The organism is Marinobacter sp. DY40_1A1, from assembly GCF_016597815.1.
GTDB classification, from domain to species: Bacteria; Pseudomonadota; Gammaproteobacteria; order Pseudomonadales; family Oleiphilaceae; genus Marinobacter; species Marinobacter xiaoshiensis.
Genome location: NZ_VCHA01000004.1, coordinates 60,522 through 74,914 on the forward strand (window position 1 = coordinate 60,522; position 14,393 = coordinate 74,914).

The window sequence follows — 14,393 nt, forward strand, 5'->3', positions numbered from 1 at the left end:
CTCCATGGTTTCTTTATTTCCCCTTTCGATTACTTTCCATTAGTCGGCGAGCCCCGCCATACGGTGCTCGCGAGCTTCCTGATACTTTTAAAAAACATAAACGTCTAAACGTTTGTGGCACCAGTAACAAAACGAATATTTTTAGTAGGCAGAGATACTGACATGATGATGAATGTAGGTTTTAACCTGGGTTCACGTGATATCGCAACGCTTAATGCAAAACTGGGAAGGCTCTACAGAAACCCCGTTATCCCCCCCGAAAATACGGCTATGATTGGCAGCACTGTAACGCTGATCAACTGCCTCGACTCATCGGAACTCACCTTCCGATTAACAGATTCCGGATCCTGCCCTGAAGCCGAAAAAGATGATGTTTGTATAGGCTCACCGTTCGGCCTCGCGCTGCTTGGCACCAAGCCAGGGAGTGTTGTTAAACTGGGGTCGGGTAACGAAGAAGGGCATGCTGTTGTTCTGAAAGTCTCAAGCTGAAGTAACCTCGCCAAAAACGCCTCCTCCCTCTTCGACGCATAGTCTCTCAGCCGTGCCACTTCGTGTCGCATTGCTGGTCGTAATTGACACCGGCACGCCTGAGTGACATGTTTGCAAGCGTTTAGCGCAAACAACAATAAACAGCGTCGAGTATTTCAAGCATGCTGATTTTGACCGGCTTTGGCCTGGCTTGCCTGGTTATCCTCCTGATCACCACAACCCGAGAGCTACAACATTCATCCGCTGCACGGGTGTTCGCGGTTTTTCTAATCGCCAGCTCCGGGTTCTTACTCCACCCACTTGCGCCACCCCACTGGCAATGGCTTACGCTGAATCTGGAAGTAATGCTTCCAGCCCTGTTCTGGTTGCTGTGTCAGACCACCTTCCGCCAGCGTTTAAAGCTATTTTCGGCATGGAGCGCTATGGCGCTCTACAGTGTAATCGCGCCCTGTACAGCAAGGCTATTTTCAGATCACCAGAGTGCGCAGGGGCTCCTGCTCTTTTTCGGTTGGGAACTTGGAGAAGTATTTGAATTTTTGATCATTGCAAACGGCCTTTGGACAGTTCTTGCAGACTGGTCCTCTGACCTGGTGGAACCGCGCCGAAAGCTTCGGGCGCTCGTTCTGGTTGTTGCAGGCACCACTGTGTTTCTTGTGGCCCTGGCCTTCAATCTGGATGCTGCCTACGCAGTTAACCGAGCACTGGTAGTCTCCATTGCGGGCGTAGCCATAGCCACCTTCCTTTTGAAGGGCAGATTCAGCGATCTCTCGTTCCGCAGCGGCCCTGCCCCCGAAGTTGAAGCTATGCCATCAATGCAGGCATCCGAAACCAGTAACCAGCCAGGTGTCCAGGATGAGCACATTGCTCGCCTTGCGAGCGTGATGGAAGAAAAATATTACCGAACAGAACATCTGACCTTGAAAATGCTGGCGGGAAAACTCGAGCTTCCGGAATATCGCACTCGTGCACTGATCAACAAGCAATTAGGCTACCGCAACTTCAACGACTACATTAACCAACTCAGAATCGCCGAAGCCGCGGAGCGCCTGATTGCCGAACCGGATACGCCCGTTCTCAATATTGCACTGGACATTGGATACAGAACCTTGAGCTCATTCAACCGTGCGTTCCGGGAAATCCAACAGTGCACACCTACTGAATTTCGCCAGAACAACGAGGCTCACTAGGGTTCCTACCTGATCACTTTCTGCAATTTCAACAATTTGCTCAGACCACAGAAACTCCCCTCTGGCCATTGTGACAGAAGGGCTTGGAGTTTTTGCACACAGGCTGCCGTATTCTGCGCAGCGGTTTTGCTCGTGATATTCGTCAATCCTGCATAGTTTGCTATCCAGCCGTGCTGTTCTTCTACTCGGTGCTGCTCGGCTCGCCATAAATAAACAACAACAATATCTCATGCATCTGGAGTTGGTATGCAGGCTACAAACAATCACATCAGCATCAACAAAAACCCCCTTTTACTCGTGGGCATTGTCCCCGCACTGCTGCTTGCAGGTTGCGGCGGCAGCGACAGCAATAATGAATCACCGCCAGCCGTTACGTTCCCGGAGGGGGCAATCATGCTTCCGGCCGATGACACCCTGACTACCGCAGCCAAGAATGCCTTTATCAACGCCAAATCCGGCGATGTCATCGTGTTCCCGCAAGGAACCTTTTCGATCAAAGGCACGCTCACGTTTGATGCAGACTCCGACGGCGATGGCATTCCAGTTGAAAATATCACCATCGTCGGTTACGGAATGGGGAAAACCATTCTGAACTTTGAGAATTCTACCGGTGGTGACGGGCTGTTTGTTCAGAATGGCAAAGACGTCACCATAAAAGATCTCGGAGTTTACGAGGCTGCAGCCAACGCCATTAAATTCAAAAATACCGACGGCATTATTCTCAAGTCAGTTGCGACTGTGTGGGAAGGTGAACTGAACGACCAGAACGGTGCCTATGGCCTATACCCGGTTGAATCCAAAAACATACTGATTGAAGACTCATACGTGCGCGGGTCGGCAGACGCGGGCATTTATGTTGGCCAGTCAGAAAACATTGTAGTGCGTCGGAATATTGCCGAGGAAAACGTGGCAGGTATTGAGATCGAGAACTCAATCAACGCCGACGTATACGACAACATCGCCCGCAAGAATACAGGTGGCATTCTGATATTCGATCTGCCCATTGGTAACGATATTTACGGCACCAACGTGCGAGTATTTGACAACGAAGTGCTAAACAACAACGAGGTAAACTTTGCGAAAGTAGGCGATTTTGAAGGTGGGGTTCACATTGTACCGCCAGGAACTGGCATCATTGTGCTGTCTACAAACGATGTTGAGATCTATAAAAACCGCATCACGGACCATAAAACCACGTCAATTGTCACTACCAGTTACTACATTGCAGACGAGAACCTCGGCTACGTAAACCCCAAATATACCACTGTCATTGATGACGGCTGGGAAGCAGTGCCCCGCAACATTTCGATCCATGATAACGAGATCCAGAATTCAAGCTATGCACCTACCGGCTATTTGATTACCGATATCATCACGGGCTTCAACGCCTTCCATCAGGCATTCCCGGCCATTTTGTATGACGGACTAGGCGAACTGGTAGCTTATGTCGGGGCGGATGCAACAACAGCAGGGGCTCCTTTCAGCCAAGGGGATTACATCTGTTCCGCAAACAACGGCAACGTAAGCCATGGCGTTGTGTTCGATCCTGAGGGTGATGGCAGCAAGCTCGTAGATGGCGCAATGCCAGACCTCCTGTTCGAAGCCAGCCAGACCAACCTGATGGCATGCGCCACTATGCCTGCGGCACTCAGCCCATCAAAAGCAACCATCAATGGCACCAGCTACGGCTGTGGCGAAGACGACGCAAGCGACCCAAGCTCCGCGTCCTGCGCACTGTAACACCACGAGGCCCACACCTTCGTGGTGGGCCTCGCTTCCCCTTTTTTGAAAACAGACTTTCGGATATATCCGGAAGCCTGCAGGAGTGGCTCTATGAATCTGAAAAAAACCAACCATCTGCTGACGGGATTATCACTGGCCGGAGCCTTGTTGCTAACAGCGTGTGGCGGCGGAGGTGATGGCGACACTATTGGCAATATCACATCACCCACTGAGTCTGGTGTGTGTGGAGAGGCCGGCGACGGTGTCAACATTGATGCTCTTATGACCGCCAACTGCAAATATCTGAGCAGTTACCGGCTGTTTGAAGACCCAACCAATCCCACAGCCAACCCAACCGGTAACGGCACACCTTACGACCTGACAACGGCGCTTTTCACAGACTACACCAGCAAATATCGATTCGTTTTCATTCCGGATGGCAAAGCGGCCAGGTTCTCGGAAAATGAAACCATGGAGTTCCCGGTTGGCACCGTGATCACCAAAACCTTTGCACTGCCGGCCGACACAGCATTCCGCGGCATCGAAGATGAAACACTGCTGGAAACCCGGCTGCTGATTCACCGCGAAAGTGGATGGACTGCGCTGCCCTATGTTTGGAACGCTAACGCAACAATCGCCGAATTTAAAAGCGCCGGCGCATTCTTGCCTGTCTCATTGGTTCACAACGGAAAACAGCAGGATTTCACCTACGAAGTACCCGATACCAACATGTGTAAGCAGTGTCACCAGTTCGATGTCGCCGGTACCAGCAAGTTCATGCCGATCGGACCCAAAGCTCGATTGCTGAATAGATCCTATGACTACGCCGAAGGCCCAGAGAACCAACTTACTCATTGGCAAACAGCAGGCTTTTTGACAGGTCTTCCCGCGGACTTGTCGACGATCGACACGATAACTGCTTATACAGACGCAGATGCCCAGCTACTGCCGACTAAATCCAGTGCCGAACTCATGGATCTGGCAAAAGGATACCTTGATATTAACTGCGCTCATTGCCATCGGCCCGAGGGAGGCGCCAGTAACACGGGGCTGAACCTTGAGTATTGGCGTTCGTATATCGACCATAAGCCCCAACATGGCTACTGCAAAACACCTGTGGCCTACCGCGGCAGTGACGGACGCAATTATGATTTGGTGCCGGGCGACGCAGAGAACTCGATTCTGCACTACCGAATGAGTACCGCGCAGCCCAGGCATCGCATGCCTGAAATAGGGCGTGCCCTCGTACATGAGGAGGGCGTAGCACTGATTGCTTCATGGATTGACAGCTTACCCGGTGGCTCTTGCAATCCTTAAACTTGCGGCCCCACAGTGCAGGGATGCCCGGGGCCACTATTTTCCCCCTCAACCACTTTCAACTATAGTGACTGAAACCCTTTAAAGAATGCCGTGAACATGCCCAATGTTGGCCACCCCCTCCGTGGGACACAGGTCTTGATCGTCGTAATCTCAGGCCTCTGCGCTTTTTGCGTATACGCGATGATCACTCTGTTTGTGGCCATTCAGGGCGCTTTGGTGTCCCAATCGGTAGAGCTAGACGCTTTGATGTCTGAAGCCGAGAAAATCGCATTGGAGAGCCGTTCCGTTATTGACCGGTTGAATGCGCAAGGCTTTGACCAATGCAACGACACCTTGCTTGCGGTCATGCGACGGGAGCTTTTTCATACCTACCGTGTAAGGGATATTGGCTTTCTGCGGGACAACACAGTGTTGTGTACCACTGGCCAGGGGATTTTGAAAACACCGATAAAACAGGACTCGTGGGATTTTATCAGCGACGACGGTTTCAGCTACTGGCCTGCTGCCCGCCTTGCGCTCTTTGACGGTGAGATTGTTGCCCCTATCGTGGGGAAAGGTCTGTTCAATGTGGTACTTGATACCCGCTGGCTGGAACAGCTTGCCATTGCAAACAGCCGCTGGGAGTTGGTGTATCGCAACAGCCTTTCCCAGACCCAGCATGCCTTCGGAGACCCGGGCGTGTTCCGCAGCTTGAGCAAACAATCCGGGCAGGACATTACGCTCACATCCATTTATTCGGAAACCTGCAGCGACATTATTCCCTACTGCGCGAGCGCAGAAATAAAACACACCGACGTTTTAAGGCGTAGCCAGTCACTTGCAGTTTTCCTGGCAGTAACAGGGCTGGTTTTAGGCTCCGGATCAGGCCTGGTGAGCTGGCTTGTTCTGAAAAGGCGGCTGAGCACAACCCAACGGATAATCCGGGGCATGAGGCATGATGCCTATTTCCCACTGTACCAGCCGATTGTAGACCTCAAGAGCGGGAGCATTATCGGGTGTGAGGTTCTGGCCCGATTTCGTGATACCTATGGTGCCCTTTACCCGGATGAATTCATTCCGGTGTTGGCCAATATCGGTAAGGGCTGGCAATTTACCCAACTGATCATGCAGAAGACTCTGGACGACCTGAACACCAGAGCCGGGCTACTGGACGGCTTCAAGGTAAACATCAACCTTTTCCCCTCTGATATCGCCCAGAGCAGAATGAAAGATGCCGACATTTCACTGGCTCTTGCAGCATCGCGGTTTAACATTGCTTTCGAGATTACCGAAGACGAGCATCTTGATACGGCTACCGCCAAAGACTGTATACAGTGGATCAAGGCGAACGGCTTTGAGCTGGCAGTCGACGACTTTGGTACCGGTTATTCCAACCTCGCAAAGGTGCGGGATCTGGGCTGCAACACACTGAAAATTGACCGCAGCTTCGTATTCGATATAGATACCGGCGGTTTGGGCGCAGCGCTTGTTCCGCTAATGGTCAGTATTGCAAAAGAACTGGGCATGGAGGTTGTTGCGGAGGGTGTCGAAACAAGCATCCAGGCCACTATTGTTTCAAACATGGGCGTCAGGTTTGCGCAGGGCTGGGCATTTGGCAGGCCCATGCCGGCAAGCAGGCTGGAGGAACTCGTGCGCCAAACATCATAGCCCTGCTTGCGCACTTGATCGGATTTCCTGTTCATCTCTCTCAAAATGCTTCGTTTGATCTAATTCGCCCGAGCATCTAGATTTAACGCCAGCTATACAATCGCCGGCTTCGGGCCGGCACTCATATCCACTCAGGACACTGTTCATGGCGCTTAAACTGAATGTAGTAATCTGCAGCACTCGCCCAGGTCGTATTGGCCCATCTATCGCAACCTGGTTTCACGAATTTGCGGCAAGCAACTCCAGTTTCGATTGCACGTTAGTCGACCTGGCGGATTTTGACCTGCCGGTATACAACGAAGCCAACCACCCACGCTCGGGTATTTATGAACACGAACACACCAAGCGCTGGTCTGAAAGCGTTAACTCAGCCGATGCCTTTGTGTTCGTAACGCCAGAATACAACTACTGCCCACCACCAGCTTTTGTGAACGCTCTGAATTACGTTTACACAGAATGGAACTACAAGCCCTGCGGCTTTGTAAGCTATGGCGGCGCTGCGGGTGGTATTCGTGCGGCAACACTGGCTCGCCAGCTGGTGACTACTCTGAAAATGATGCCGATGGTAGAAGGTGTGATGGTGCCCATGGCGTGGAACCACCTGGACGATAACAAAGTATTCAGCTCCAACGAGCCCATCGACCATTCTGCGACAGCTATGCTGACTGAAATGGAGAAGTGGGCAACAGCTCTGAAAACAGCTCGTTAAAACGCGCTGAGCAATACAGCTTGAACAACGGAGCCCGTTGAGGGCTCCGTGTCAGGGCGATCAGAACAGACTGGCGTTGAGCCACATGTGAGTTGCGATGGAAGCGGCGTACCCAAGTGCGATGACCGGCGTCCAGCGCAGGTGCGACATGAGAGTGTAATAGCCCCTTGCCTGCCCCATCAGTGCAACGCCGGCAGCGGAGCCGATTGACAGCATGGAGCCGCCAACACCTGCAGTAAGCGTCACCAGCAGCCACTGCCCATGGGACATATCAGGTTCCATCGAAAGCACGGCGAACATCACCGGTATGTTATCTACGATGGCCGACATAACGCCCACCGCAATGTTGGCCCCCGTGGCGTTCCAGTCGCTATATAGGATTTGCGATACCTCGGCCAGGTAGCCGATGTAACCAAGCCCGCCCACACAAAGCACCACACCGTAGAAAAACAGCAGCGTATCCCATTCTGTGCGTGCCATCGGATTAAAAATATCGAAAGGCACCGCTTTATCGAGCCGCTCAAGCAGGCGGGTATTCTTGTGATTTTCAGCCCACACCCGTTCACGGGCCACTCCACGCTTGAAGCTCCGTTGCAGGTAATACCCCAGGAACTGCAGGTAAGCCAGGCCCATCATCATGCCGACCACAGCCGGCAGGTGCAGGAAGTTATGGCCCAATACAGCGGTAGTAATGGTGAGCAGGAAAAGCACAACTGTGCGGCGGGCACCGCGCTTCATGATCACTGGGTCTGACGCATCCTTTGGTGGCTCACTCGGAACCGCAAAGCTCATAATCACAGCTGGCACAAGGAAGTTAACTGCTGCAGGAATGAACAACCTGAAGAACTCGGTAAACTCGACTACACCTTTCTGCCAGACCATCAGCGTTGTAATGTCGCCAAAAGGAGAGAAGGCGCCTCCCGCATTTGCCGCAATAACGATATTGATACATCCAAGGGCGATAAATTTGGGACTGTCTTCACCCACCTTCATCAGAACAGCACACATCAGCAGAGCTGTGGTGAGGTTATCGGCAATGGGTGAGATAAAGAATGCCAGCAACCCGGTAATCCAGAACAGACTGAGATAGCTGAAGCCCTTGCTTACCAGCCAGCCACGCAGGGCATCAAAAAGCTGTCGCTCTTCCATGGCGTTTATATAGGTCATAGCGACCAGCAGAAACAGCAGAAGCTCGGAGTATTCCAGCAAATTATGCTTCAAGGCCGCATTGGCGCTTTCGGTATCGCCGCTCATAGCAGCCGCACCGGCCACCAGGAACCAGATCAGGCCAGCTGCCAGCAACACCGGTTTGGACTTGCGCAGGTGCAGCTTTTCTTCAAGCATCACGAATGCATAAGCAATCACAAAGATGATGACAGCAATGTACCCAACAGGATGATGGGTCAGGCTTTGAGCGCCGGATTCAGCGGCGCTGGCCATCGAACTGAAGCCAAGAGTAAACACCGCTAAAATTGCCAGGGCTACTCTTGCGAATACGCTGTCAGGGGTGAGAATACGTTTGGAGCAACGCCGGAAAGGTAGCTTTTCAGAACTACTGATTTCATTCATGGTAGTAGGCTCAAAAGTTTGGGGGGCACATTATCAATCAAAGTGCACTTTGCGCACCATAGCTTCCGTCAAGTCAAAGTGATCTAAGTCGTTCGTAAGCTATTATATTTTTCGCCCGCCCGGCACCTGTATTTTCGAGCCTTTCCCAAGGCACTCATACGACTACGCCGGCCTGTTTTTCTCCCAAATTGTCAGTTCGGAAAAGCTGTGCTGGAACTTGTTGCGCGTCTCACGGATCACAAATGGCAGGCTTCGGGTCTCCATTAACAAGGTGAAGTGGGGCGCCAGCATATCGCGCAGGCCGTCAAACGTGCTGTAGTCCTCACCATCTTTCTGGAACCCGCCCACCCACTTGTCCCTGGGTGTGTACTCTTCCAGCCAGGTGTAAGGAGAGGCAATCAGCAGGAGCCCGTTATCATTCATGCGCTCGTGAATGCGCGTTAAAAAGAGGGAGGGGTCGTATAGCCGATCAATCAGATTGCCCGCCAGCACCAGATCGTATCCGGTGAACTCAGGTTTGAGGTCGCAAGCATCCCCTTGATGGAAGGCCACCCGCTCAGCAGCCTCTTCAAGGTCCAAGGACGCAAGAGTGCGTTCCTGAAAGCTCACCAGTGAGCCTTCCTCCGGCCGGGCATAGCGAACCACTTTGTCCCTGGCCATTACCTGACACTGCTCCACAAACTTGTTGGAGAAATCGATTCCATCAACATGTGCAAACGCCTGGGCCAACTCAAAGCTGGTGCGGCCACAGGCACAGCCAATGTCCAGCGCTCTCCCCAAGGTGCGCCCATCCATGGCATCAATGGCTACCTTTGCCAGTCCCCTGGGGAAGTTGGCTTCGCCATGCCACTGCTCACCAAAATGAAACTCCAGATATTGGGCCAGTGTGGTGTCGTCTTCATAATAGGCACTTTGCTGCACAATGGATTCCTTCTGGGTAGTGGATCTCTGCGCGACCCGGCATTATCAAACCGCCTGGGGCAGTACGACCTTCAAGTGCTATCCTAGCACTATGAACCTATTACCTGACTACTCACTACTCGAACTTGCTTCGGTCCGCGAAGGCGATTCCGTGGGCAATACACTCGCAAACAGTGTGGCCTATGCCCAGCATGCCGAAAATCTCGGATTCAAGCGATTCTGGCTGGCTGAACACCATAATATGGAGGGCATCAGCAGCTCGGCAACCTCCGTACTGATTGGGCATATTGCTGGCAAAACTCACTCCATTCGAGTTGGCTCCGGCGGTGTAATGCTGCCCAACCACCCACCATTGGTTATCGCAGAGCAATTTGGAACCCTCGAAAGCCTCTACCCCGGCCGCATTGACCTTGGCCTTGGCCGGGCGCCAGGCACTGATCAAATAACAGCCCGAGCCCTTCGCCGCGACGGCCTGGGCGCAGAGCAGTTCCCGGAAGATGTTGCACAACTCCAGTCACTGCTTGGCCCCCTCCGGCCTGGTCAGGCCGTGAAGGCGGTTCCGGGCGCGGGCACCAAGGTGCCGATATGGTTACTTGGCTCCAGCCTCTACAGCGCCCAACTGGCAGCTATGCGCGGCCTACCCTATGCCTTCGCAGGGCATTTTGCTCCACGCCTGTACCGTGAAGCTCTGAAGCTGTACCAGGACAACTTCCAGCCTTCTGAACAACTGCAGAAACCTTACAGCATGCTGGCAGTTCCCGCGGTGCCTGCTGCAAGCACCGAGGAAGCAAAGTACCTTGCGACTACCAGTTACCAGCGAATTCTGGCACTTTTCCGGGGACAGCCCCTTTGGATGAAAGAGCCGGTGAAATCGATGGACGGCCTTTGGAACCCTGCCGAGCAAGCAACGGTTAAGGATTTCCTTGGATTGCAGTTGCTTGGAGATGCTGCTGCCATCAGAGCCCAGATTAATGAACTACTGGCCAGTGTAGATGTGGATGAGCTTATGTTTACTGTGGATATCTATGATCCGGCAAAACGGCGGCATGCCCTCGACATACTGAACGAAACCCGGGGGACTGATGCACCATGAATAACAGCACCGTGCACGTTTTTCTCTCCCATGGCCTGGAGAGCGGCCCGGGCGGCACCAAAATCCAGGCTCTGAAAGCCATGGCGGAGTCTTTTGAGAAGGTGCAAGCCCACGCCATTGACCACAGAAGCACCAAAGATCCAGCGGTTCGTTTGGCCCAAATGCAAGATGCCATAGCTGCCAGCGGCGCAGACCCCCGCAACATCATCCTTGCGGGCTCCAGCATGGGTGGCTGGGTTTGCGCACAAACCAGTGCGCTGACTCCGGTTCTGGGCTGCTTCCTTCTGGCTCCAGCCTTGGCTCTGAAGGACTACCCGCAATCCAGCCCACGCATCCAGGCCGAACATGTGCAAATCATTCACGGCTGGGATGACGACATAGTGCCCCCAATGCCCGTTATTGAACTCGCCCGAAAACAGGCACTACCGATACTGATTCTCCCTGATGACCATCGCCTTTCAAACAGTCTTGAACGAGTCACTGAAGAGTTCCGGGCACTACTGGCAAGAGCAGGCCTCAAGTAATCGAGCACAATTTGGCCAATATGGAGCCAAATAGGTCAAATTCTTGCGAAAGTCAGTAAGTTTTGCCAGTCTCTACCAATGTAACAATAAATGTCTGAAGAAAAATGAACGGAGAAAACCCGATGAGCAGCATGAGTAAACTCAAGAAACTGGCCGGAATTTCAGCGTTCGCATTTGCGGCAATGACCGCAGCAAACTCTGTGAACGCAGCAAACTGGCGCTACGCTCACGAAGAGTATGAGGGCGACGTACAGGACGTATACGCATACAAATTCAAGGAATATATCGAAGAAAACTCCGACCACACTCTCCAGGTGTATCGCTTTGGTGAACTGGGTGAGTCTGACGACATCATGGAGCAAACCCAGGCTGGCATTCTGAACTTTGTTAACCAGTCGCCTGGCTTTACCGGTGCCCTGATTCCTGAAGCACAGATTTTCTTCATCCCCTACCTGATGCCCACAGACATAAGCACGGTTATCGACTTTTTCCGTGAGAGTAAGGCCATCAACGAAGACTTCCCGAAGCTTTATGCCGACAAGGGCCTCGAGCTTCTGCAAATGTACCCGGAAGGCGAGTTTGTTATCACACTGGATGAGCCAGTTACTACGCCCGAAGGCATGAAGAACAAGAAAATCCGGGTTATGACCAACCCACTGTTGTCTGAAACCTACTCTGCATTCGGTGCAACACCAACGCCGCTGCCCTGGGGTGAGGTGTACGGCGCACTGCAGACCAACATGATCAACGGCCAGGAAAACCCGATTTTCTGGATCGAGTCAGGCGGACTGTATGAAGTGTCACCTAACCTGATCTACACCGGTCATGGCTGGTTCACGACTGCTGCAATGGCCAACAAGGATTTCTACGACGGCCTGAAAGATGAAGACAAGAAGCTCATTCAGGATGCCGCAGACTATGCCTTTGAGAAGATCATCACCCACATCGATGGCTTGGCGGATGAAGCACTCGCAAAAATCCAGGCAGCCAGCGACAAGGTGACTGTAACGCGTTTGAATGAAGAGCAAATCAAAGCGTTCAAGGCACGCGCTCCTCAGGTTGAGAAAAAGTTTATTGAGATGACTGGCAAGGGCGGCGAACAGCTGCTAAACCAGTTCAAGAAAGACCTGAAAGACGTGCAGAAGTAACAACCCTGCAGTGCTCCTGTGTCCGCCGGCACCAGCCGGCGGACACTCCATTGAACTAACCCGCCCCACCAAGCATCAATGTCCGGTCGGGAGCGACATGAACTGGAGCAAATCCCATGTCGGAGAACACCCCGGAGATAGACGACGATACCGGTACTTTTGAGTCCGGTCTGCCCGGGATTCTGGGAACCATAGACGGATGGATTGCCAACGCAGAAGCCGTAATACTGGCCGCGGGCATTATCCTCATGGCCATAAACACCGTCGTAAACGTTATTGCGCGATTTGTGTTTGGAGAGGGCTTTTTCTTCTCCGGCGAAATAAATCGCATTCTGATTATTCTGGTTACCTTTGCCGGCATCGGCTACGCAGCACGCTACGGTCGTCACATACGAATGTCCGCAGTTTACGATGCGCTACCATCCAAAGGCCGCAAGGTACTGATGATTTTCATCGCCCTGTTTACTTCTGCGGTGATGTTCTTTCTGTGCTACCACTCCTACGGATACATCGAAACCCTTTACAGCCGTGGCCGTATTTTGCCGGCGTTGGGCTTTGAGATCTGGTGGATTTATATCTGGGTGCCTGTGGGCTTTGCCGTGACTGGCATTCAGTATTTCCTCACAGCAATCAAGAACTTCACCAGTGAGGATGTTTATCTCTCCACGGGAGTGATCGACGGTTACGCTGATTCAGAATCGGAAGTCTGACCCGGTTTCACCAGGGGTACGATAAAAAAAGGGCACACCTATGGCGACTATTCTAATGATCATCATGATCGGGCTGTTACTGCTCGGTTTCCCCATGATGATCCCGCTGACGACCGCCGCCGTCGTTGGCTTTGTTATGATGTTTGACGGCTTCGGCCAGATGGGCACATTCATTCAGCAGATGATGGGTGGCATCCGGCCCGCCTCACTGATTGCTGTCCCCATGTTCATTCTCGCCGCAGATATAATGACCCGAGGCCAGTCTGCGGACAGGCTGATCAACATGGTTATGGCGTTTATTGGCCATATCAAAGGCGGGCTGGCAATCAGTACCGCAACTTCCTGTACGCTCTTTGGCGCCGTGTCCGGCTCTACCCAGGCAACCGTTGTGGCCGTAGGTTCTCCCTTACGCCCTAAAATGCTCAAAGCCGGCTACTCAGATTCATTTACGCTGGCACTGATCATCAACGCCAGTGACATTGCCTTTCTGATTCCCCCCAGTATCGGCATGATTATCTATGGGGTTATCTCCCAAACCTCCATCGCAGAGTTGTTTATCGCTGGTGTTGGCCCGGGCCTGCTGATCCTGTTCATGTTCTCGCTCTACTGCCTGTTCTACGCCTACAAAAACAACGTACCCACTGAACCCAAGGCAACCTGGCACCAGCGCGCCCTCTCGGTTCGTGATGCCAGCTGGCCACTGTTCTTCCCGGTTATCATTGTGGGTGGTATCTATGGTGGCATTTTCAGCCCTACAGAGGCTGCAGCGGTGTGTGTGCTCTATGCATTCCTGCTGGAATTCATCATTTTCCGCTCCCTGAAGATTGGTGAAATTTACAAGATTGCCAAATCTACCGGCCTGATCACTGCCGTAGTCTTCATCCTGGTGGCTGTTGGCAACGGCTTCTCCTGGATCATTTCCTTTGCCCAGATTCCCCAGGCAATACTGGAGTCTGTCGGCGTAAACGAAGCCGGCCCGGTGGGCGTGTTGGTCGCTATCTGCGTCGCCTTCTTTATCGCCTGTATGTTTGTCGACCCCATTGTTGTGATTCTGGTACTGACCCCGATTTTTGCACCAGCCATTCAGGCAACAGGGCTGGACCCGGTATTGGTGGGCGTACTCATTACACTGCAGGTTGCAATTGGTTCGGCAACACCGCCGTTTGGCTGTGACATTTTCACAGCCATCGCGATCTTCAAACGGCCTTACCTTGAAGTTATCCGGGGCACACCTCCGTTTATTTTCATGCTGATCCTGGCGGCTGGTTTGATCATTGCCTTCCCCCAGATCGCCCTGTTCCTGCGTGATCTTGCCTTCGCAGACTAGCGCGCACCCGGTGGATATATAAGGAGA

General features: G+C 52.7%; 13 protein-coding genes. 11 read left to right on the plus strand and 2 right to left on the minus strand.

What is annotated here, in order from left to right; all coding sequences use genetic code 11:
* Positions 1 to 162 precede the first annotated feature (162 nt).
* From FFI61_RS11145 to FFI61_RS11170, 6 genes are all read left to right on the plus strand, one after another.
* Complete coding sequence (locus FFI61_RS11145) at positions 163 to 489, plus strand: GreA/GreB family elongation factor (protein WP_200370428.1); 327 nt, start codon at positions 163 to 165, stop codon at positions 487 to 489.
* Between the two features lie 161 nt (positions 490 to 650).
* On the plus strand, positions 651 to 1,676 hold the full coding sequence (locus FFI61_RS11150; RefSeq protein WP_227714858.1) for a helix-turn-helix transcriptional regulator: 1,026 nt from the start codon (positions 651 to 653) through the stop codon (positions 1,674 to 1,676).
* 246 nt (positions 1,677 to 1,922) lie between these two features.
* Positions 1,923 to 3,416 (plus strand): parallel beta-helix domain-containing protein, encoded by a 1,494-nt coding sequence (locus FFI61_RS11155; protein WP_200370429.1) that lies wholly within the window; start codon positions 1,923 to 1,925, stop codon positions 3,414 to 3,416.
* Positions 3,417 to 3,509: 93 nt separating this feature from the next.
* Complete coding sequence (locus FFI61_RS11160; RefSeq protein ID WP_200370431.1) at positions 3,510 to 4,715, plus strand: SO2930 family diheme c-type cytochrome; 1,206 nt, start codon at positions 3,510 to 3,512, stop codon at positions 4,713 to 4,715.
* Between the two features lie 138 nt (positions 4,716 to 4,853).
* Entirely contained in the window at positions 4,854 to 6,365 is a 1,512-nt protein-coding gene (locus FFI61_RS11165) for an EAL domain-containing protein (RefSeq protein ID WP_200370432.1), read from the plus strand.
* Positions 6,366 to 6,510: 145 nt separating this feature from the next.
* Entirely contained in the window at positions 6,511 to 7,074 is a 564-nt protein-coding gene (locus FFI61_RS11170) for an NADPH-dependent FMN reductase (RefSeq protein ID WP_200201366.1), read from the plus strand.
* A 60-nt stretch (positions 7,075 to 7,134) separates the two neighbouring features.
* On the opposite strand, the gene nhaD is transcribed toward FFI61_RS11170, so the two are convergent.
* Positions 7,135 to 8,643 (minus strand): sodium:proton antiporter NhaD, encoded by a 1,509-nt coding sequence (nhaD, locus tag FFI61_RS11175; protein WP_200370435.1) that lies wholly within the window; start codon positions 8,641 to 8,643, stop codon positions 7,135 to 7,137.
* A 162-nt stretch (positions 8,644 to 8,805) separates the two neighbouring features.
* A complete protein-coding gene (locus FFI61_RS11180) occupies positions 8,806 to 9,564 on the minus strand; it encodes a putative 4-mercaptohistidine N1-methyltransferase (RefSeq protein ID WP_200370437.1) in 759 nt (252 codons plus the stop codon).
* A 91-nt stretch (positions 9,565 to 9,655) separates the two neighbouring features.
* On the opposite strand from FFI61_RS11180, the gene FFI61_RS11185 reads away from it, so the two are divergent.
* The 5 genes from FFI61_RS11185 to FFI61_RS11205 all read left to right on the plus strand — a co-directional run bounded on the left by FFI61_RS11185 (position 9,656) and on the right by FFI61_RS11205 (position 14,366).
* A complete protein-coding gene (locus FFI61_RS11185) occupies positions 9,656 to 10,657 on the plus strand; it encodes an LLM class flavin-dependent oxidoreductase (RefSeq protein WP_200370439.1) in 1,002 nt (333 codons plus the stop codon).
* Positions 10,654 to 11,181: a YqiA/YcfP family alpha/beta fold hydrolase gene (locus FFI61_RS11190; RefSeq protein ID WP_200201370.1), complete on the plus strand. Its 528-nt coding sequence runs from the start codon at positions 10,654 to 10,656 to the stop codon at positions 11,179 to 11,181. Before FFI61_RS11185 ends, FFI61_RS11190 begins: the two co-directional genes overlap by 4 nt.
* A gap of 122 nt (positions 11,182 to 11,303) precedes the next feature.
* On the plus strand, positions 11,304 to 12,329 hold the full coding sequence (gene dctP, locus FFI61_RS11195; RefSeq protein ID WP_200201371.1) for a TRAP transporter substrate-binding protein DctP: 1,026 nt from the start codon (positions 11,304 to 11,306) through the stop codon (positions 12,327 to 12,329).
* A gap of 116 nt (positions 12,330 to 12,445) precedes the next feature.
* Complete coding sequence (locus FFI61_RS11200) at positions 12,446 to 13,039, plus strand: TRAP transporter small permease (RefSeq protein ID WP_200370440.1); 594 nt, start codon at positions 12,446 to 12,448, stop codon at positions 13,037 to 13,039.
* 40 nt (positions 13,040 to 13,079) lie between these two features.
* Positions 13,080 to 14,366, plus strand: coding sequence for a TRAP transporter large permease (locus tag FFI61_RS11205; protein WP_200370442.1), 1,287 nt, complete (start codon positions 13,080 to 13,082; stop codon positions 14,364 to 14,366).
* Positions 14,367 to 14,393 lie beyond the last annotated feature (27 nt).